The organism is Streptomyces sp. MJM8645 (genome assembly GCF_001625365.1).
In the GTDB taxonomy this organism is placed as follows: Bacteria; Actinomycetota; Actinomycetes; order Streptomycetales; family Streptomycetaceae; genus Kitasatospora.
The window spans coordinates 6,559,265-6,579,315 of sequence record NZ_LJJF01000001.1 but is presented as its reverse complement, the minus strand read 5'-3'; the positions used below and the strand labels follow the sequence as shown (position 1 = coordinate 6,579,315).

Sequence of the window (20,051 nt, the reverse complement as noted above, 5' to 3'; positions counted from 1 at the left end):
GGCGCGGCCGGCCTCCGGTCGCACACCTATCTCCCAACTCCCGTCCCATGCAAGCCTCGACACATTGTCGATCAAGGTGTTCTGATGTTCGCACCATACGTATGACTATCTGACCAGCATTTGACGGCAGGTCGGAGAAACGGAGGAACGGTGCGGCCTGCTCGTGGCGTGGCTGTCCTGCTGGCAACGGGGGTCGTCGTGGCCCTCGGCCTGGGCACGGGAGGCCCCGACTCGAAGGGCAGACCGGCCACCGCCGGCGCCGCGCCGGAGAGCACACCCGACCCGAGCGGCACACCCTCCGACAGCCCCAGCAGCCCCGGTGCCACCCCGACCCCCAGCGCCACGCCGACCTGGGACGGCCAGGTCAAGGTGCTCGGCGACGGCTCCACCTCCGACACCGGCCCGCAGCCCAGACAACCCCGGCCCGAGAAGCTGAAGCCCGGTGAGAAGCCGCCGCAGTTCGTGGTGTTCTCCTGGGACGGCGCGCTGGAGGGCGACGACGAACAGTTCTCGCGCTTCCGCAAGTTGGGCACGGAGAACAACGCCCAGATGACGTTCTTCCTCAGCGGCATCTACACCCTGCCCAAGTCCAAACGCACGCTCTACCACCCGCCGCAGCACGACGCCGGCGCCTCCGCCATCGACTTCGCCACCGACGCCCACATCAAGGACACCCTGGAGCAACTGCGCCTGGCCTGGCAGGACGGGAACGAGATCGGCACCCACTTCAACGGGCACTTCTGCGACTCCAAGGGCGGCGACGACTGGAGCACCGAGGAGTGGAAGAGCGAGCTCGACCAGGCGATCTCCTTCGTCACCAACTGGAAGACCAACACCGGCTTCAAGAACCTCCCGCCGCTGCCCTTCGACTACACCAAGGAGGCGGTCGGCGGCCGCGCCCCCTGCCTGCAGGGCCAGAAGAACCTGCTCGCGGCCGAGAAGGCGGCCGGCTTCCGGTACGACGCCAGCTCACCGGGTGAATTCCAGGTCTGGCCCGGCAAGAAGGGCGGCATCTGGAACTTCCCGCTCCAACTGCTGCCCTACCCGGGCAAATCGACCCAGGTCCTCTCGATGGACTACAACTTCCTCGCCAACCAGTCCGAGGACACCACCAAGGGCGATCCGAAGAAGTACGACGCGTGGGAGAAGGAGACCCGGAACGGCTACCTCAACGGCTTCGAACGGGTCTACAACGGCAGCCGGGCCCCGCTCTTCATCGGGAACCACTTCGAGAGCTGGAACGGCGGCATCTACATGCAGGCCATCGAGGACGTGATGAAGAGCGTCTGCACCCGGGAGGGCGTCCGCTGCGTGTCCTTCCGCCAGGTCGCCGACTGGCTGGACGCCCAGGACCCCAAGGTGCTCGACCAGTTGCGCGCGCTGGACCCGGGGCAGCCGGCCGACTGGTCCCGCCTGGTCAAGTGACCCGGCCCGGGCGGCCGCGGGGCCGTGACACCACGCCCCGCGGCCGCCCGGCCCCACCGGCCCCAGGACCTACCGGCGCCCCAGGCCCTACCGGCCGCTCGCACCTCCCGGGCCACCGGCCGCCTTCATGTACGAGGTCCAGATCTGGGTGGGCAGCGCGGAGTCCGGGGTGTCCGGGGCGGCGCCGCCCAACCCCTCCAGTGAGAGCAGCTTCATGTCCTTCAGGTCCGCCCGGAAGACCGTGACGGCCGTGGACATCCGCGCGTCGTAGCCGACGAACCACCCCGCCGTGCGGTCCGGAGTCGTTCCCGGCTTCCCGGCCAGGTCCGGCCCGGCCTCCGCCACCGACCTGGCGCTCCCGGTGCGGACCGCGCTCTTGAGCGCCGCGTCCACCTCCCCCGCGACCTGCGGGGTCAGCGCCTGTACGGCGGTCGGCAGGCGCAGCCCGAGCGGCTCGCCGTTCCGGGTGATCCGCAGGACGGAGTACGGGTCCGTGTGGCTGCCTCCGGCGGCGAAGGCGGCGTAGGCGTCGGCGGTCCTGATCGCGCTCGGTGTGGAGTTCCCGACGCCGAAGGCCGGCACCAACTCCCCCATGCTGCCCGGGAGCAGGCCCAGGTCGGCGGCGGTCTTCTGCACCCGGTCCAGGCCGACGTCCATGGCGAGCTGCATCATCGGCCCGTTGACGGACTGCTCCACCGCGCTCCTCAGGGTGACCGTCCCCCAGCTCCGCTTGCCGTCGTTGGCGGTCTTCGCTATCCGCCCGTTACGCCCCCAGTACGGCCCCTCCGGGGTCATCACGTTCACGCCGTCGTCGCCGTCGTAGGTGGTGGCGGGCGTCACCGGGGTGCGGCTGCCGCCCCGCTTGCGCTGCACGCCCTCGCTCAGGCCCGCGGCGTAGACCAGCGGGGTGAAGGCCGAACCGACCGGCACCGTGGAGGTGTTGGCGTTGTCGAAGCCCTGTTTCAGGTAGTCGGTTCCGCCGTAGAGCGCGACGATCCTCCCGTCCGGGGCCACCGAGGCGGCACCGACCTTCAGTAACCGGTCGGCCTCGCGGCTGTCGGGGTCGATCCCCTTGGTGGCGTCCCGCACCGCGGCGGCCAGCGCGTTGACCTTGGGCTTGTCGAAGGTGGTGAAGATCTGGTGGCCGCCGAGGTCGAACTGGGCCTGCGTGATGTCGCTGTGGCCCTCCACGTAGGTCCTGGCCATGTCCACCAGGTACCCGACCTGGCCGCTCAGCCCCGCCGCCTTCGGCTGGGTCCTGGGCTCGGGGAACACCGTGTACCGGGCGCGCTCGGCGGCGGAGAGCCTGCCGACCTTCACCATCCGGTCCAGGATCCAGGACCACCGCTCCTCGGCCCGCCGGTGGTTGTTCGCGCTGATCCCCGGATCGAACTGCCCGGCCCCCTTCAACAGGGCGGCGAGGAAGGCCCCTTCGCTCGGGTTGAGCTGCGAGACGTCCTTGCCGTAGTACGCGGCCGCGGCCCGTTCGATGCCGTAGCTGCCGCGCCCGAACCAACTGGTGTTCAGATAGCCGGCCAGGATGTCCGGTTTGCCCATCCGCCGGTCCAGCTTGATCGCGATGACGATCTCGCTGAGCTTGCGCGAGAAGTCCTGACGCTGGTTCAGGTAGTTGTTCTTGACGTACTGCTGGGTGATGGTCGAGCCGCCCTGGGTCTCACCGCCCGAGACCATCTGGTAGACCGCGCGGCCGATGCCCGTGAAGGAGATCCCCGGGTCCGAGTAGAAGGTCTCGTTCTCGGCGGCCAGTACGGCCCACTGCACCGACTCCGGCACCTGGTCGAGCGGCACCTCCTGCCGGTTGGTCTCGCCGATCCGTGCCATCTCGGTGCCGTCCGCCCAGAAGTAGACGTTGTTCTGCTGGGTGGCGAAGGCGTTCAGGTCCTCCGGGACGTGGGTGGTGACGTAGAACCAGGTCAGCCATCCCGTCAGCACCGCGGCCCCGGCCCCCGCCACCAGGAGCAGCTGCCGCCAGGACGGGAGCCAGCGGCGGACTCCGCGCCGCCCTCTGCGCGGGTAGTCGATCCACCGCCGCCCTCCGGGCTCCTCCCCTCCGGCCTCCCCTCCGGGCTTCTCCTTCTCCGCCCCGCCACCTTGGTCAGCACGCACAGTCCGGTCTCCGATTCGCTCGTGGGCACAGACCCCCGAACTCAGACGCGATGGGGGCCGGACCACGGCACAACGGAATTGATGTGATCACGGTCATACCGAGCGGACCGACGGGACGGCACGGACCCACCCGGCCTGGGGCGGAACAACGCCGGCCGAGGAGGTGGACCACGGGGAAACGACGACGCCGGGGTGCCTTGTGGCACCCCGGCGGGTGGTCGAGGGCGAGGAAAGCGAACGGGCTATGTCAGGTGGTGTGAGAAGGAAGCCCGTTCATGGCCTCGCCGGGGCCAACGCTAGCAGTCAGGCGGGGATCAGGTCACGCAGGTTTTCCGGGGTGATGACGACGGAGTCCGGGTGCAGGCCCTCCGGGCGTTCCAGACCGATGTACGTGACCGGGCCGGCCGGGAGCGACGTGCCGTCCCACAGCGTGGTGGCGGTGGCGCGCTCGCCCATCAGCTCGGTCAGATGGCGGACCGTCAGGTGGTCACGCCCGACGATGCCCCGCAGCAGCGTGGCGACCGACATCCGGTTCCCCTCGACCCGGTTGGCGTTCGGGTTGCCCTTCAGGTACAGGTGCAGCCACTTGGCGTGCCAGCGGCCGTCGTCCCCACGCAGGAAGGCCAGCGGCAGGGCGACCCTGCCCGGGCCGCGCAGGTCCGACTTCATCCGGACGGTGCGCGGTTCGAAGGGGCGGCCCTGCTGTTCGGCGTCGCGCAGCATGAAGCCGAAGAAGGACTCCTCGACCTCCTCGAAGCCCTCACCGGAGAAGATGTTGACCTGCGGGACGATGGCGCTGCCGCGTACGGCGCCCAGGCGCAGGTTGATGAACTCTGAGCCGCCGTCGGGGGCGTCGGTGACGTCTCCGGAGTGCTCGCCCTCGACCTGGCTGAGCGAGGTGTAGGAGAGCCAGCCGAGCGTCTCGTAGGAGTCGTCGAGCATCAGGGCGGACAGGTCGAAGTCGGTGCTGTGACCGGTCTGCTTCCAGTAGACGAAGAAGCGCAGCAGTTCGCCGTCGACCGGGGTGAGGGAACCCCGGGGCAGTACGCCGAGTCCGGCGGTGGTGGCCTTGCCGCTGAGCGGGAGTGCGACGTCGAGTACGTCGGGGTCGATCAGCAGGTGCCCGGGGTCGGGGAGGCGGCGGCTCGTCTCGGCGTCCAGGGCGGCGAGCAGGCGGTCGCGTTCGGGTGCCGGCAGGGGCGGTCGGGTGTCGGTGGTGACCCAGGCGCGGCCGAGGCGGTTGACGAAGAGGCGGCGCCCGTCCGCTTCCCCGGTGCGGTTGTGGAGGTGTTCGCGGACCGACAGCAGGACCCGGCCGGAGACCAGCGGGGCGGCCTGCTCGACGGCGGCCACGACGGTGTCGCGTTCCTCCGGGGTTCGGCCCGCACGCAGCAGACGGTCCAGGGAGCGGAACAGCATGCCCGGGGCGGCGGCCAGCAGCCGTACCGCGCCGGTGACGTCGCCGGCGCCGAGGAGTTCCTCGACGCGGCCGGTGAGGGAGCGGGCCGTCACCTCGCCCCGGGCCACGGCGAACACCTCGGCGGCGCGCGGCCAGCGCGGGTACTCGTGCGGGTGGAGGCGCTCACCGAGGCGCTTGAACGCCTCGCGGTGCCCGCTGACGTCGGCGAGCTTGGCGGGGTTGGCGCCCACCACGGCGTCGAGGCCGGCCAGCAGGGCACGGCGGGCCGGTCGGGACAGCGCCCGGAACCGGGTCGGTTCCGCCAGGGTCACGTCGCCGTCGGACAGTGCGCAGGCCAGCCGGAGCACGTCGGTGACGGTGTCCAGGAGGAGGTCGGCGCCGGCCTGGAGGCGGGCGAGGTTGACGACGGCGCGGTTCTCCCGGACCGGGATCGCCTCTGGCTGCGGACCGGCGACGCAGTGCCCGGCGAGCACGCCGAGGTCGCGCAGGCCCTCCTCGCCCAGCGGCGTGGTGCTGCCGGCCAGGGCCAGGTAGAGGGCCGTCACCTCCTCCTCCAGGGCGCCGCCCAGGTGCAGGACCGTCATGCGGTCGCCCGCAGCTGCGATCAGCTCGTCGTGGGCGGCGAGCAGTTCGGCGTAGCTGTGCTGGTAGCGGCCGTAGGACGGGAGGGTCAGCAGGTCGACCACGCCGGTGCGCAGTTGGGCGAGCACACTGCCTCGCGACGCGTCGTCGGCGAGCGCCCCGGCGATGCAGTGCGTCCAGAACTCGAAGGTGTCCGGCACGTTGAGCGGGAAGTCGATGAAGTAGGCGTTGTGCCCGACGTGGTCGCCCACCGACTCGCGGACGGTGCCCAGGGTGCGGGCGGCGGTGTCGACGACCGTCGCCTCGGGCAGCCCCGACAGGTACTCCAGCAGGTCCGCCGAGAGCTTGAAGCCCACGGACATCAGCGCGGCGTCGAACTGCCGCGCCACGACAGCGCCTTGCCCCGCCGGAGCGCCCGGCCGGGAGGGGGCGGGGAGGCGATGGGTGTGCCGGACGACGATGGGTTCGAGACGGTGGACCATGCGGTCATGCTCGCAGAACGGTGCGGGGCGACGCATGCGGGTTTCCGGGCCCGCCGCCGGTGGGTCCGGGGAAGTTGGCTAGACAGGAATTGGCTGAAAACTCATGCGGCGTTCGCTGGGGGACCTCGTACGGCCTGGCTGCGGCACCTATGTTCGAACCTTCTTGGCACCCCCCTGTACCCCGAGAAGGAAGGACACCACGTGGCCTCCATCGACCGGCGCCGATTCCTCCAGCTGAGCGGCGCGTCCGCAGCCGCCGCAGGCCTCGGCGCGTTCCCGCCCGCGGTCAGCAAGGCCCTGGCACTGCCCGCGATCGGCCGGACCCGCTCGATCGAGGACGTCGAACACGTCGTCGTCCTGATGCAGGAGAACCGTTCCTTCGACCACTACTTCGGCACCCTGCGCGGCGTGCGCGGGTTCGACGACCCGCGCCCCACGCTGCTGCCCGACGGCCGGCCGAACTGGCACCAGCCCGCCGCCGCCGTGAAGACCGGCCGCTACCACGACCGCGGTCTGCCCGCCTCCGAGCAGGAGGTGCTGCCCTGGTACATCGACCCCAGGAACACCACCGAGTACCAGGCCGGCACCGACCACGGCTGGAGCAGCGGCCACCTCGCCTGGAACGAGGGGCGCCACGACCAGTGGGTGAACCAGAAGCAGGACGTCATGACGATGGGCCACCTCAAGCGCCAGGACCTGGCGTACCACTTCGCCCTGGCCGACGCCTTCACCCTCTGCGACTCGTACTTCTGCTCCGTCCACGCCGACACCGCGCCCAACCGCATCTACCTGTGGACCGGCACCAGCGACCCGCGCAACGTGTACGGCCGCAAGCCCAACGGCCCCGGCCTGGAGGAGCGCAACAACACCAACGGCTACACCTGGACCACCTACCCCGAGCGCCTGGAGAAGGCCGGCGTCAGCTGGAAGCTGTACCAGGGCGGCTCCGGCGAGCCGGGCACCCCCACGGACAACTACACCGACAACTCGCTGATGTTCTTCGAGCGGTACCAGGTCGCCGAGGGCGCGTCGGGCCCCCTGGTGGACAAGGGCGCCACCGACCACACGCTGAAGGAGTTCCGCGCCGACGTCCAGCAGGGCCGGCTGCCGCAGGTCTCCTGGATCGTCCCGCCGTACAAGTACAGCGAGCACCCGTCCGCGACACCCACCGACGGCGCGTACTACATCAACCTCGTGCTGGACGCGCTCACCTCCAACCCCGAGGTCTGGGGCAGGACGGTCTTCCTCATCAACTACGACGAGAACGACGGCCTGTTCGACCACGTCGTCCCGCCGATGCCGCCGGTCGTCAGCGGCCCGGGCGGCCAGGGCATCGTCTCCGCCGACCTGAGGGCGAGCCTGCGCGACGAACTGCTCGACCTCGGCAAGCACCCGGGCGAGATGGGTCCGCTGGTCCCCGGCGCCGACCCGGGCGGCCTCCAGCCGATCGGCCTCGGCCCGCGCGTGCCGATGCTGGTCATCTCCCCGTGGTCGCGCGGCGGCTGGGTCTGTTCGGAGACCTTCGACCACACCTCCGTCCTGCGGTTCCTGGAGGCCCGGTTCGGCATCGAGGAGCCCAACATCAGCGCCTGGCGCCGGTCGGTCTGCGGCGACCTCACCTCGGCGCTCGACTTCTCCGGCGCCGACCCGCGGCCGGTCTCGATCCCGGTGCCCGCGCCGATCGCCTCGCAGGGCAAGCCGTACCAGGTGCCGCTGCCCCAGCGGATGCCCACCCAGGAGCCCGGCGTCCGGCCGGCCCGCGCCCTCCCGTACGACCTGGTGGTCAACGAGGAGGAGACGGACACCCCCGGGCGGTTCCAGCTGGATCTGGAGAACCGGGGCGAAGCGGGCGCCTGGCTCTACATCTACGACCGGACCGCGCCGAAGGCCGCCCCCCGCCGCTACACCGTCTCGGGCGGCGACACCCTCGGCGACTTCTGGCCGCACTCCGCCTCCGGCGACTACCACCTCGCCGCCCACGGCCCGAACGGGTCGGTGTACGAATTCGAGGGCAGCGCCCGGACCGAGCTGGTCGCGCTGTTCGACCCGCAGAAGTCCAAGGTACGCGTCAAGATCACCAACAACGGGCCGGTCGCCCGGACGGTGACCGTCGCCAACGCCTACGCCAAGGGCTCGCAGCAGAGCCGCAGCATCCGGCGCGGCGCCTCGGCCCAGTTCACCTTCGACATACGCCCCGACAGCCGCTGGTACGACATCACCGTCGCCGCCACCGACGGCCCGACCTTCCGCCGCCGCTGGGCCGGCCACCTGGAGAACGGCCGCCCCGGCACCAGCGACCCCGGCACCAGCTGACCGACGGCGCGGCCCTGACCGTCGGCACAGCGCCCGACCGACGGCACGGCGCCTGAACCGGCGCGCCGCACCGGCGTTTCGTCCTACGCCGGTGCGGCGAGCCCCAGCGCCTGGCGGTACCAGGGGGCGGCGGCGGGCAGCCGGGCGAGGGGGCCGGGGCCGGGCGGGCAGGCGGCGAGACGCCAGACGTCGTCCCCCCGGTACCAGTGGTCGCGGGCGATCAGGGAGAACTGCCGCTCGGAGACGCGGCCCGGGGTGGCGGCGAGCAGACGCCGGCATTCGTCCCACGAGGCGCCCGGGTCGTCCGGGCCATCCGCGCCGTCCGCGCCGTCCGGGCCGTCCGCGCCGGGCAGGGCGGGCAGCAGGCCGAGGCCGGCCAGGGCGGCGAGCAGGTCGCCGGCCCGGACCGGGTCGGGGTGGCTCGCGTGCTGGACGCCGGGCGGGACGGCGTGGTCGTCCAGGGCGAGCGCGGCGATCAGCCGGGCCAGGTCGGCGCGGTCAACCACGGAGAGCCTGGCGTTCCCGCCCGCCCAGGGCACCGGCACCCGGCGGACCAGTTCGGCCAGCGCGGGAACCACCCAGCGGTCGCCCGTCCCGGTCACCAGGCCGGGCCGCAGCACGACGGCGCCGGCCGCCAGCGCGACGCGTTCGCCGAGCAGCCTGGTCCGGCTGGCCTCGGAGACCGGGGCGGCCGGCACCTCGTCGACCCCGATGCCGGAGTGCGGTCCCTCGCCGTACACCGCGGTCGTCGACAGGTGGACGATCCGGCGCACCCCGGCCCGGGTCGCGGCGGCCGTCACCGCCTCGGTGCCGTGCACGTTCACCACCGCGCACTCCTCGGCGCCCCCGGAGACCCGGGAGGCCAGGTGGAGCAGGACGTCGGCACCCTCGCAGAGCGCGGCCAGCGCCGCCCCGTCGGCGAGGTCGCCCGGCACCCAGACGGCCGGGCCGCGCCCGTCCGGCACGTCGCGGGCCAGCGCGCGCACCCGCGCGCCGCGGGCGGTCAGGGCGGCCAGCACCGCGGAGCCTATGAAGCCGGTCGCCCCGGTCAGCGCGACCGTGGTGCGCTCCGGGTGCCGCCGTCCCGCCGCCATGCCGCACCCCTCGCCGTCCCACCGTGTCGCCGTATCGGCGTGTCCCGTGTCGCCGTATCGGCGTGTCGCCGCCGACCGGCCGGTCAGTCTATCCAGCCGCCACCCGCCCGGCGGCCACCCGTACGGAGGGGGCGGGGCACGGCCCGAGGTAAGGCCCACCTAGGCTGTAGGCCAAGCAAAACGGGCGAACCGGACCCCCTCCAGGGGCCACCAGGACGGAAAGCAGGGCCCCCCGATGGGCGACGGAATGTCAGGCATGCACCACCACGGCGGGATGACCCAGCTAGGCCCGTTCACCTTGTCCAACGTCTGGACCTGGTCCCCCGACTGGGTGTTCCTGCTGGGCGGCCTGGCCGCCCTCGCGCTGTACGCGGCGGGCGTGGTCCGGCTCCACCGGCGCGGCGACCGCTGGCCGGTCGGCCGGATGGTCGGCTGGGCGGCCGGTGTCGGCAGCCTGATCCTGGTCACCTGCACCGGGCTGAACGACTACGGCATGGTGCTGTTCAGCGCGCACATGATCCAGCACATGGTGCTGTCCATGCTGACGCCGATCCTGCTGCTGCTGGGCGCCCCGATCACGCTGGCGCTGCGCGCCCTGCGGCCGGCCGGCCGGGGCCGCCCGCGCGGGCCGCGCGAGCTGCTGGTGGCGCTGCTGCACAGCCGGTATGTCCGGGTGATCTCGCACCCGGCCTTCACCATCCCGATGTTCATCGCGAGCCTGTACGGGGTCTACTTCACCCCGTTGTTCGACTTCCTGATGCAGTACCGCGCCGGGCACATCTTCATGATGGTGCACTTCCTCCTCACCGGTCTGACCTTCTTCTGGCCGATCATGGGCGTGGACCCGGGCCCGCACCGCCCCAGCCATGTGATGCGGATCATCGAGCTGTTCATGGGCATGCCGTTCCACGCCTTCTTCGGCGTGGCCGTGATGATGGCCAGCCACCCGCTGGTCACCACCTTCACCGTGGAGGGCTCGCCGCCGGGCACCGACCTCCTGGAGGACCAGAAGCTGGCCGGCGGCATCACCTGGGCGTTCGGCGAGATCCCGACCGCGATCGTGCTGATCGCGCTGGTGTACCAGTGGATGCGCTCCGAACAGCGGCAGGCCCGCCGCAGCGACCGCGCCGAGGAGCGCAGCGGCGACGCCGAGCTGGAGGCGTACAACGCCTACCTGGCCTCGCTGCACAAGCGCGGCCCGGGCCCGGCGGCCCCCGCCGCCCCGGCCTCCCCCGCCGCCGCTGTCACCCCCGTCACCCCGGCGGCCGACGTCGGCTGAGCCCGCCGCCGCCTGCACCACGGAACCCTCGTCCCCTGGAAACCGCCCAGTGGAACGGGGGTTCCGCCGTATACGTTCGGACGGTATGCACGTTCTGCTGATCGTCGCCGTCCTGCTCGGCGGGTACGTCCTGCTCTGGCTGCTCGGCTTCCTCGGCTGCGCGCTGCGGCAGGGGCGCCGCCCCACCCCCGTCGGGGCGGACTACCTGGTGGTCCTCGGCGCCGCCCTGGACGGCTGCGAGCCCGCCCCGCCGCTGGCGGCCCGGCTGGACGCCGCGCTGGAACGTTTCGCCGCCGAGGAGGCCGCCGGGCACGCGCCGCTGCTCCTGGTCACCGGCGGGAAGGGCCCGCACGAGGAGTGCACCGAGGCCGCCGCGATGGCCCGCTACCTGACCGCCCGGGGCGTCCCGGCCGACCGGATCCGGCGCGAGGAACGGGCCGTGAACACCGTCGAGAACCTGCGTTTCAGCGCGGCGCTGATGGCCGCCGAACGGCCCGGCTACCGGTGCACGGTCGTCACCAGCGGCTTCCACACCGCCCGCACCGCACTCGCCGCCCGCCGGGCCGGCGCCCCCGGCCGGGTGGTCGGCGCGGACGGACTGCTCGCCCACGGCCCGTACGCACTGCTGCGGGAGGCGGTCGGCACGGCACTCGCATACCCGCGCGCCAACGCCGCCGCCCTCCTGCTCCTCACGGGCACCGGGGCCCTCCTCGGCTAGGCCCCGGACCCGGCGGCTGCTACTGGAGCCTCCACTGCTGGTTCCAGCCGCTGTCGCAGGTCCAGACGCCCAGGGCCTTGGCGTCCTCGTCGTAGGTCAGGCAGTCCTGGTCGGTGATCCGGATCCGGTACTGGCCGTCGCCCTGCGCGACGAGCTGCCACTTCTGCTCGTCGGCGCCGGTCCACGGCTTGGCGTCGGCGACGTAGCCCTTGGTGTTCTCGGTCAGCGCGAGGCCGGACACGGCGCTGGTGATCTTGTAGCGGCCGTTGCCCAGCGCGGTGAACTGCCAGCCGGTGTTCTTGGGGCCGCTGGTGCCGGCGAGGATCGAGGGGCCGGAGGCAGCCCCGGTGGCCACCGGGCCCCGGCCGGTCTTCACCTTCGGGTACAGCAGCCCGGTCACGGCGTCACCACCGCCGCCGCCCTGGTGCGCGGGCACGCCGGGAGTGGCGGTCCCGCCGGTGCCCACGCCCGGCGCCGTACCGGGCTTGGCCGGGACGCCCGGGGTGGCAGTCCCGCCCGTACTGACGCCCGGCACCGTACCGGGCTTGGCCGGGACACCCGGGGTGGCGGTCCCACCGGTACCGACGCCCGGCACCGTACCGGGGATGCCGGGAGTGACGGGAACGCCCGGGGTGCCGGGGGTCCCCGCGATGTCGGCCGGGATCTCGCGGGCCGGGAAGTGGATGATCCGCTTGCTGTCGTAGCAGCGGATCAGCACGCAGGACCGGGAGGTGGTCACGGTCCGGTCCGAGTCGCTGCCGACGAAGGCCCAGTTCCCGTAGCCGCCGTCGCCCTTGTTGGTGAAGGTCGACTCGCCCGCGAAGACCCAGATCCGGAAGTCGTCGTAGCCGGTCGGGCCGCCCTCGCTGTCGTGGTGCTCCAGCTTGACGGTCTGGTCGATCAGCACCCCGCGCATGTCCGCCTCGTAGACGTTGCGGAACCAGAGGGTGTCGTACAGGTCGGTGCCGTCGTACTTGAACACCATCACGTTGAACCCCGGTGCGGCGGCGCTCAGTTGGCCGGCCATCCCCTGGGTGAACGCCGCGTTGTCGGCCTGCGCGGTGAGGGCCGCGCTGCGGAAGCCCCCGATCATGGCGCCGATGGAACTGATCAGCGCGCTGTAGCAGTTGCCGTTGCCGATGTTGGCGGGCCCGCCGACGCCCGGCTCGATGCCCGGGCAGTCGGTCGCCGCCGAGGCCTGCTGCGGCACGGCCATCAGGCCGGTCGAGGCCAGGGCCGCCAACAGGGTGCCGGCGACGGCCCGTTGGGTGGCCCTGGTCGTCCGGCGGGAGGAAGCGCGCATGCTGAAGTGCCCCGATCATTCGGCGAGGTGGCGTCCGCCTGCGGATCCGCGGCGGAGAACGGTCCTCCGGATGCTAGGGCCGCTCACCGGCACCACCCGTGATCTTGACGGCTCCCTGACGAACCGTTGATGATCTTCCTCCGCACTGGCGCCGCAGCGCCGCGGAGGCCGCCCGGAAAGCCGGGAGGCTCCCGGGTCCGGTACCGGACCCGGGAGCCTCCCGGTGCTTCGACTCCCCTGGGATCAGGCGAGGTTGGCGAGCGCCTCGTTGAAGGTCTTGGACGGGCGCATCACCGCCGCGGCCTTGGCTGGGTCCGGCTGGTAGTAGCCGCCGAGGTCGACCGGCGAGCCCTGCACGGCGATCAGCTCGTCGACGATGGTCGTCTCCTGCTCGCCGAGCGCCTTGGCCAGGCCCTCGAACGCCTGGGCCAGCTCGGCGTCGGCGGTCTGCTGGGCCAGCTCCTGGGCCCAGTACAGGGCCAGGTAGAAGTGGCTGCCGCGGTTGTCGATGCCGCCGAGGCGGCGGCTCGGCGACTTGTCCTCGTTGAGGAAGGTGCCGGTGGCGCGGTCCAGGGTGTCGGCCAGCACCTGGGCGCGGGCGTTGTCGGTGCTGGTGGCCAGGTGCTCGAAGCTGGCGGCCAGGGCGAAGAACTCGCCGAGGCTGTCCCAGCGCAGGTAGTTCTCCTTGACCAGCTGCTGGACGTGCTTCGGGGCGGAGCCGCCGGCACCGGTCTCGAACAGGCCGCCGCCCGCCATCAGCGGGACGACCGACAGCATCTTGGCGCTGGTGCCCAGCTCCAGGATCGGGAACAGGTCGGTCAGGTAGTCGCGCAGCACGTTGCCGGTCACCGAGATGGTGTCCTCACCGCGGCGGATGCGCTCCAGCGAGAACGTGGTGGCCTCGACCGGGGACTTGATCTCGATCTGCAGGCCGGTGGTGTCGTGCTCCGGCAGGTACTTCTTGACCTTCTCGATCAGGACGGCGTCGTGGGCGCGGTTCTCGTCCAGCCAGAACACCGCCGGGTCGCCGGTGGCGCGGGCGCGGGTGACGGCCAGCTTGACCCAGTCCTGGATCGGCAGGTCCTTGGTCTGGCAGGCACGGAAGATGTCGCCCGGCTGGACGGCCTGCTCCAGCACCACGTTGCCCTCGGCGTCGACGAGGCGGACGGTGCCGGCCGCGGCGATCTCGAAGGTCTTGTCGTGGCTGCCGTACTCCTCGGCCTTCTGGGCCATCAGACCGACGTTCGGGACGGAGCCGATGGTGGCCGGGTCCAGGGCGCCGTGGGCGCGGCAGTCGTCGATGACGGCCTGGTACACGCCGGAGTAGCTGCTGTCGGGCAGCACGGCGAGGGTGTCGGCCTCCTGGCCGTCTGGGCCCCACATGTGGCCGGAGGTGCGGATCATGGCCGGCATCGAGGCGTCGACGATGACGTCGCTCGGGACGTGCAGGTTGGTGATGCCCTTGTCCGAGTCGACCATCGCCAGGGCCGGGCCCTCGGCGAGCTCGGCCTCGAACGAGGCCTTGATCTCCGCGCCCAGGTGCGGCACGCCGTCCAGGCCGTTGAGGATGCCGCCGAGGCCGTTGTTCGGGTCCAGACCGGCGGCGACCAGCACCTCGCCGTACTTGGCGAAGGTCTTCGGGAAGAAGGCGCGGACGACGTGGCCGAAGATGATCGGGTCGGAGACCTTCATCATGGTGGCCTTGAGGTGGACCGAGAACAGCACGCCCTCGGCCTTGGCGCGCTCGACCTGGGCGGTCAGGAACTCGCGCAGGGCTGCGACGCGCATCACCGAGGCGTCGACGACCTCGCCGGCCAGCACCGGGACGCGCTCGCGCAGCACGGTGGCGCTGCCGTCCTCGGCGACCAGCTCGATGCGCAGCGCGCCGTCGGCGGCGATCACGGCGGACTTCTCGGTGGAGCGGAAGTCGTTCTCGCCCATGGTGGCGACGTTGGTCTCGGAGTCGGCCGACCAGGCGCCCATGCGGTGCGGGTGGGTCTTGGCGTAGTTCTTCACCGAGCCCGGGGCGCGGCGGTCCGAGTTGCCCTCGCGCAGGACGGGGTTGACGGCGCTGCCCTTGACCTTGTCGTAACGGGCGCGGACGTCCTTGTCCTCGTCGGTCTGCGGGTCGTCCGGGTAGTCCGGGAGCGCGTAGCCCTGCGCCTGCAGCTCGGCGACGGCGGCCTTCAGCTGCGGGATGGACGCCGAGATGTTCGGCAGCTTGATGATGTTGGCGCCCGGGGTCTTGGCGAGGTCGCCCAGCTCGGCGAGGGCGTCCTCGATCCGCTGGCCCTCGGCGAGACGCTCCGGGAAGCTCGCGATGATCCGCCCGGCCAGGGAGATGTCGCGGGTCTCCACGCGCACACCCGCCGTCGAGGCGTATGCCTGGACAACCGGCAGGAACGAGTAGGTCGCCAGGGCCGGAGCCTCGTCGGTGTGCGTATAGATGATGGTCGAGTCAGTCATCGGTACTCCGCTTCACGTCTCCAACGTCTTGACGTCAAGATATCTCGTCACGGCCCCCTAGCTCCACCTCCCCCCGCCCCGGAGCGTGCGCCGGGTGCCCCAGGGGCGCGCCGACGGTCAGCTCCACCGTGGTCCCGGGGCGGGTGCGGGGCAAGCGGAGAACGCTCAGACCTCGGCGAACCTGGCCGCCAGCTCCGTCTCGTCGGCGAGGAACCAGAGCTGTCGGCCGCGGTTGCTCTCCCGGACGAAGTCGCGCAGCGGGTCGCTCGCCGCGACGTGGTCGGCGATGTCTCCGAGGACCACCAGGCCGACGCGGTAGTTGACGAATTTCTGCACGATGCCGCCGGCGACCCGGGTGCGCAGTGTGAAGAAGTCCGGGTGCAGCCGGGCGACGGGGACGACCACCCAGGAGGCGCCGCGGCCGAACGCGTCGCCGATCACGTCCATGGCGTCCTGCTCCTCGCGGATCGGCGCGCCCTCGGCGGGCAGCCGCAGGACCGTCGTGCCGTACTGCTCGGACATTGCCGTTCTCCCTGGTCGATGTGGGTTCGCTGTGGATCCGATGTGGATCCGGTGTGACCGACGCCATCCGGCGCGGCCGGCGTCAGCGCCTGGACGAGGCCTCAGTGCATGGACGAGGTCATCGTGTGGACGATGCCGAGCAGCGCGGCGGTGTCGGCCGGATCGCCGAGGACGACGAGCCGCAGGGTCTCCCGCTCCTCGTCGTGGACGGTCTCGACGTGCAGTGGCCAGCCGCCCTCGCGCGGGCCGGCGATCGCGGCCAGCACGGCGTTGGACAGCCGGTCGGCGGCGACCCGGTCGACATTCTCGATCCGGACGACGGCGGACACCTCGGCGCGCCGCGGGCCGGCACCGGGCACGGGTGCGGGCGGGGCGGCCGGGGCGCCGGTGAAGGCTTCCAGGTCCGCACGGGCGATCCGGTACTGCTTGCCGATCCTGGTCGCGGCGAGCCGGCCGTCGCGGATGTAGCCGCGGACGGTGCGCACGTGCAGGCCGAGCAGTTCGGCCACCTGTTCCACCGAGTAGTACTGCGCCACCTGCGACCATCCTCTCGAACGTCCTCATCCGCAGGAAACATACCATCCGATAGGGATGTTTACGTAATGATAGGGAGTGGTTTAGTCCACTCGGGTGAACCGACCGTCAGGGGTGCGTCAACGCACCACCTCATTCGGTCAACGCCGCGTCAGGACCGGCGACGCCCGGCGGAACCCGGCCTAGCGTCGAAGCAGCAGTTCCGGCAGGCACCACCACCCCACCCGGGAGCACTCGCATGGCCCGCGTCGTCTGGCACGTTCCGGTCACCGTCTCCAGTACCGGCACCACCACCGCCCTCCGCCTCTTCCGCCTGCGCGACGGCCGCCGCTGCGCCGTCGGCTTCTCCAGCCCCGAGTCGCTCGCCGCCCTCTTCGGGCCGGACCAGGCCTTCACCGAATTCGGTGAACCCGCCCTGCGCGCGCTCACCGCCCCTCTCGGCATCGACACCCTCGTCCTCGACCCGCGCCTGGTCGCCCCGCCCGTCACCGCACCCGCCACCCCGCTCGCCCCCGCCCCGACCGCACAGCTCCAGCACCGGTGACCGCCCTCCAACTGGTCCCCGAAGACCCTGACCCCGAACCGGAACCACCCGAACCGGCCCGGGCGCTGCACGCGCTCGCCCGGGTCAGCTACGGGCCGGTCCCGCTCGACTTCGACCGGCTGGCGGCCGAGCACCCAGCCGTCCAGGGCGGACTCTCCCTCGCCGGCGACGCCGACCTGGAGCTCCGCCTCGCCTGCACCGGCCCCGAGGAACTGCGGGCGGTCGCCGCCGCCCTCCAGCGCGCCGGGGCCGCCAGGATCCGGATCGACCTGGTGCTGCGCGCCCTCACCCCCAGACCGGTCACCCTCCGCCCGGTTCCCTAGGCCCTGTCCGGCCCTGGCGACCTCCTCCCCGCGCCCCGGTCGGGCGGCACCAGGGCCCCGCCCCGGTGCCGCCCGACCGTGATCCTTTCCTTGTCCCGCGCCCGCGACGTACCGTCAAGCCCAGAGGCGACGCACCCGGCTTGAGGAGCAGGCACGATGGACCGATTGACGTACGACGAGGTCAAGGCCGCCGGTGAGCGGATCGCCGGGAGGGTGCGGCCGGTCGTGGTCGCCCCCGGGGACGACCACGGGCGGACCTGGCTGGCGCTGGAGTTCCTTCAGCACACCGGCAGCTTCAAGGCCCGCGGCGCACAGAACTTCCTGCTCGCGCACGCCGAGGCGGGCACCCTGCCGGAGGCCGGGGTCACCATCGCCTCGGGCGGCAACGCCGGGCTGGCCTGCGCCTGGGCGGCGCGCGAGCTCGGCGTGCGCGCCACGGTGTTCCTGCCCGAGACGGCCTCCCCGGTGAAGCTGGCGCGGCTGCGCTCGTACGGCGCCGACGTGCGGCTGGTCGGCCGGGAGTACGCGGAGGCGCTGGCGGCCTGCGAGGAGTTCGCGGCGGGCAGCGGGGCGCTGGCCTCGCACGCCTACGACCACCCGCTGATCGCCGCCGGCGCGGGCACCGTGCTGGAGGAGATCAGCGCCCGGGTCCCCGGGCTGGACACGGTGGTGGTGTCGGTCGGCGGCGGCGGGCTGTTCGCCGGGGTGGCCGTCGCGGCCCGCGAGCACGGCGTCCGGGTGGTCGCGGTGGAGCCGGAGGGCAGCCGGGCCCTGCACGCCGCCCTCGCCGCCGGCCACCCCGTCGACGTCCCGGTGTCCTCCGTGGCCCAGGACGCCCTCGGCGCCCGCCGCGCCACCGCCCTCGCCGTCCACGCCGCCCGCCACGAGGGCGTCCGGTCCGTCCTGGTCGACGACGAGTCCATCGTGCGCGCCCGCCGCCGGCTCTGGGAGGACCACCGCATCGCCGTCGAGTACGCGGCCTCCACCGCCCTGGCGGCCCTCGACCACGCGGAGGGCGAGCGGGTCGCCGTCCTCCTGTGCGGCGCCAACACCGACCCGTCCGACCTCGCCGCACCCTGACCGACGGCCGCCGGACGGCGGCTCCGGCCGCATCCGCCCCACACACACGAAGACCTGCCCGCCGGTTGCGAAACCGGCGGGCAGGTCCCGTTGTCGGCCACGCCCTACAGACTCAGCACCGCCCGCAGGGCCCCGGCGACCTCCGCCTCCGGGTCGTCCGCCGCGCCCGTCGAGCGCCAGGCGACGAAGCCGTCCGGCCGGACCAGCACGGCGCCGGCCGGGCCGATCCCGTGCAGCTCCGCGAAGTCCGCGCCCGGCTCCGGCGCCAGGTCGTCCTCGGCGCCGCCGCCGATCCGGTAGGCGTCCAGCGGGACGGCCAGCCGGTCGGCCGCCCGCCGTGCCCCGGCCTGCCAGGCCGCGCCCTCGGGGCCGGTGAGCAGCACCATCGCCTGCTCGTACAGGTCCAGCGTGGACAGGCGCACGCCCGCCCGCAGCAGCCACTGGTGCGGGGCGCGGCTGCCCGGCTCCCCGGCCGACTCGAACTTCTCGGGGACGACCGCGCCCGCCGGGTCCGTCCCGGTCACCGCGCCCACCGGGTAGCGGTAGCCGAGCGCCACCCCGAGCACCCCGGTCTGCCGCCCGGCACCCGGCACCACCGCGTACCCGGGGTGGCTGTGCTCGGCCGAGCGGGCCGAGGCGCGCTCGCTGGTCACCTGCGCGACCGGGCGGCGCTCCTGCCCGTACGTCTCCAGCAGTTCCGGCCCGGCCCACCCGCAGAGCACCGCGGCGAGCTTCCAGGCCAGGTTGTGCGCGTCCTGGATGCCGGTGTTGGAGCCGAACGCGCCGGTCGGCGACATCTCGTGCGCGGAGTCCCCGGCGAGGAAGACCCGCCCGGCGCCGTACCGCTCGGCCACCCGCTCGGCGGCGTGCCAGGGCGCCCGGCCGGTCACCTCGACGTCGAGCTCCGGCAGGCCGACGGCGGTGCGGATGTGCCGCTCGCAGCGCTCGTCGGTGAACGCCTCCAGCGGCTCGCCGTGCTCGGGGTGCCAGGGCGCGTGGAAGACCCACTCCTCCTGGTTGTCCACCGGCAGCAGCGCGCCGTCCGCCTCCGGGTTGGTCAGGTAGCAGGCGATGAAGTGCCGGTCCCCGACCACGTCGGCCAGCCGCTTGGCGCGGAAGGTGATGCTGACGTTGTGGAACAGCTCGCCCTGGCCGCTCTGGCCGATGCCCAGGCGCTCGCGGGCCGGGCTGCGCGGGCCGTCCGCCGCGATCAGGTAGTCCGAGCGCACCCGGCGCTCCTCGCCGGTCTCCCGGCTGCGCAGCACCGAGGTGACGCCCTCGGCGTCCTGCTCGAAGGAGACCAGCTCGGTGTTGAAGCGGACGTCGCCGCCGAGGTCGCGGGTGGCGCGCAGCAGCACCGGCTCCAGGTCGTTCTGGCTGCACAGGCACCACGAGCTGGGGCTGAACCGGGCGAGCCGCCCGCCGGGGTCGATCTCCCGGAACAGCCACTCCTGCTCGGTGCCGGTCAGCGAGGGCGCCTGGAGGATGCCGTGGTTCGGGGCGAGGACCGACGCCGCCTCGCGGATCGCCGGCTCGATCCCGGCCACCCGGTACAGCTCCATCGTGCGGACGTTGTTGCCTCGGCCACGCGGGTGATGCGAGGTGTCTGCGTGCTTCTCGACCAGCAGGTGCCTGACACCCAGTCGGCCGAGGAAGAGCGAGGCCGACAGCCCGACCAGCGACCCTCCCACGATCAGGACCGGCACCCGGTCGTCAACCTTCGGATTCATCAATTGCTCCGCCCTGTCAGGGGATTCAGCGGACCGGTGGCTGGGATCGGGGCCGCCCTCGACGCGACCGCGCGACCGGGGGCCCCGCTCTTCCATCCCCCGCCCGAGG

15 protein-coding genes are annotated in these 20,051 nt (G+C 72.6%); 7 read left to right on the top strand and 8 right to left on the bottom strand.

The window, feature by feature from the left end; genetic code table 11:
- The first annotated feature begins 168 nt into the window (after positions 1 to 168).
- Entirely contained in the window at positions 169 to 1,425 is a 1,257-nt protein-coding gene (locus A6F73_RS28025) for a hypothetical protein (RefSeq protein WP_244293523.1), read from the top strand.
- Positions 1,426 to 1,512: 87 nt separating this feature from the next.
- Here the strand turns inward: A6F73_RS28025 and A6F73_RS28020 are convergent, their stop codons facing one another.
- Entirely contained in the window at positions 1,513 to 3,552 is a 2,040-nt protein-coding gene (locus A6F73_RS28020) for a transglycosylase domain-containing protein (protein WP_244293522.1), read from the bottom strand.
- A 303-nt stretch (positions 3,553 to 3,855) separates the two neighbouring features.
- Positions 3,856 to 6,036: a TerD family protein gene (locus A6F73_RS28015; RefSeq protein WP_063350309.1), complete on the bottom strand. Its 2,181-nt coding sequence runs from the start codon at positions 6,034 to 6,036 to the stop codon at positions 3,856 to 3,858.
- A 201-nt stretch (positions 6,037 to 6,237) separates the two neighbouring features.
- Here A6F73_RS28015 and A6F73_RS28010 point away from each other — a divergent pair, with 201 nt between their 5' ends.
- Positions 6,238 to 8,349 carry a phospholipase C, phosphocholine-specific gene (locus tag A6F73_RS28010; protein WP_063350308.1) on the top strand — a complete coding sequence of 704 codons (2,112 nt, stop codon included), beginning with the start codon at positions 6,238 to 6,240 and terminating at the stop codon, positions 8,347 to 8,349.
- 83 nt (positions 8,350 to 8,432) lie between these two features.
- Here A6F73_RS28010 and A6F73_RS28005 read toward each other — a convergent pair whose 3' ends face one another.
- Positions 8,433 to 9,443 carry an NAD-dependent epimerase/dehydratase family protein gene (locus A6F73_RS28005; protein ID WP_063350307.1) on the bottom strand — a complete coding sequence of 337 codons (1,011 nt, stop codon included), beginning with the start codon at positions 9,441 to 9,443 and terminating at the stop codon, positions 8,433 to 8,435.
- 256 nt (positions 9,444 to 9,699) lie between these two features.
- Between A6F73_RS28005 and A6F73_RS28000 the strand changes: the two genes are divergently transcribed.
- Together A6F73_RS28000 and A6F73_RS27995 are read left to right on the top strand one after the other, a co-directional pair.
- Complete coding sequence (locus A6F73_RS28000; protein ID WP_079136075.1) at positions 9,700 to 10,722, top strand: cytochrome c oxidase assembly protein; 1,023 nt, start codon at positions 9,700 to 9,702, stop codon at positions 10,720 to 10,722.
- A gap of 85 nt (positions 10,723 to 10,807) precedes the next feature.
- Entirely contained in the window at positions 10,808 to 11,440 is a 633-nt protein-coding gene (locus tag A6F73_RS27995) for a YdcF family protein (RefSeq protein WP_063350306.1), read from the top strand.
- A gap of 19 nt (positions 11,441 to 11,459) precedes the next feature.
- On the opposite strand, the gene A6F73_RS27990 is transcribed toward A6F73_RS27995, so the two are convergent.
- The 4 genes from A6F73_RS27990 to A6F73_RS27975 form a co-directional block, all read right to left on the bottom strand.
- Positions 11,460 to 12,743 carry an RICIN domain-containing protein gene (locus A6F73_RS27990; protein ID WP_063350305.1) on the bottom strand — a complete coding sequence of 428 codons (1,284 nt, stop codon included), beginning with the start codon at positions 12,741 to 12,743 and terminating at the stop codon, positions 11,460 to 11,462.
- Between the two features lie 243 nt (positions 12,744 to 12,986).
- Positions 12,987 to 15,209, bottom strand: coding sequence for an NADP-dependent isocitrate dehydrogenase (locus tag A6F73_RS27985; protein WP_063350304.1), 2,223 nt, complete (start codon positions 15,207 to 15,209; stop codon positions 12,987 to 12,989).
- Between the two features lie 165 nt (positions 15,210 to 15,374).
- Entirely contained in the window at positions 15,375 to 15,731 is a 357-nt protein-coding gene (locus tag A6F73_RS27980) for a DUF4180 domain-containing protein (protein ID WP_063350303.1), read from the bottom strand.
- Positions 15,732 to 15,832: 101 nt separating this feature from the next.
- Positions 15,833 to 16,267 (bottom strand): helix-turn-helix domain-containing protein, encoded by a 435-nt coding sequence (locus A6F73_RS27975; RefSeq protein WP_063350302.1) that lies wholly within the window; start codon positions 16,265 to 16,267, stop codon positions 15,833 to 15,835.
- A gap of 236 nt (positions 16,268 to 16,503) precedes the next feature.
- On the opposite strand from A6F73_RS27975, the gene A6F73_RS27970 reads away from it, so the two are divergent.
- From A6F73_RS27970 to A6F73_RS27960, 3 genes are all read left to right on the top strand, one after another.
- Positions 16,504 to 16,809, top strand: coding sequence for an SAV_915 family protein (locus A6F73_RS27970; RefSeq protein WP_063350301.1), 306 nt, complete (start codon positions 16,504 to 16,506; stop codon positions 16,807 to 16,809).
- Complete coding sequence (locus A6F73_RS27965; protein WP_063350300.1) at positions 16,806 to 17,132, top strand: hypothetical protein; 327 nt, start codon at positions 16,806 to 16,808, stop codon at positions 17,130 to 17,132. Before A6F73_RS27970 ends, A6F73_RS27965 begins: the two co-directional genes overlap by 4 nt.
- Before the next feature lie 156 nt (positions 17,133 to 17,288).
- Complete coding sequence (locus A6F73_RS27960; protein ID WP_063350299.1) at positions 17,289 to 18,212, top strand: serine/threonine dehydratase; 924 nt, start codon at positions 17,289 to 17,291, stop codon at positions 18,210 to 18,212.
- A gap of 104 nt (positions 18,213 to 18,316) precedes the next feature.
- Here A6F73_RS27960 and A6F73_RS27955 read toward each other — a convergent pair whose 3' ends face one another.
- Positions 18,317 to 19,942 carry an FAD-dependent monooxygenase gene (locus tag A6F73_RS27955; protein ID WP_063350298.1) on the bottom strand — a complete coding sequence of 542 codons (1,626 nt, stop codon included), beginning with the start codon at positions 19,940 to 19,942 and terminating at the stop codon, positions 18,317 to 18,319.
- Positions 19,943 to 20,051: the final 109 nt, after the last annotated feature.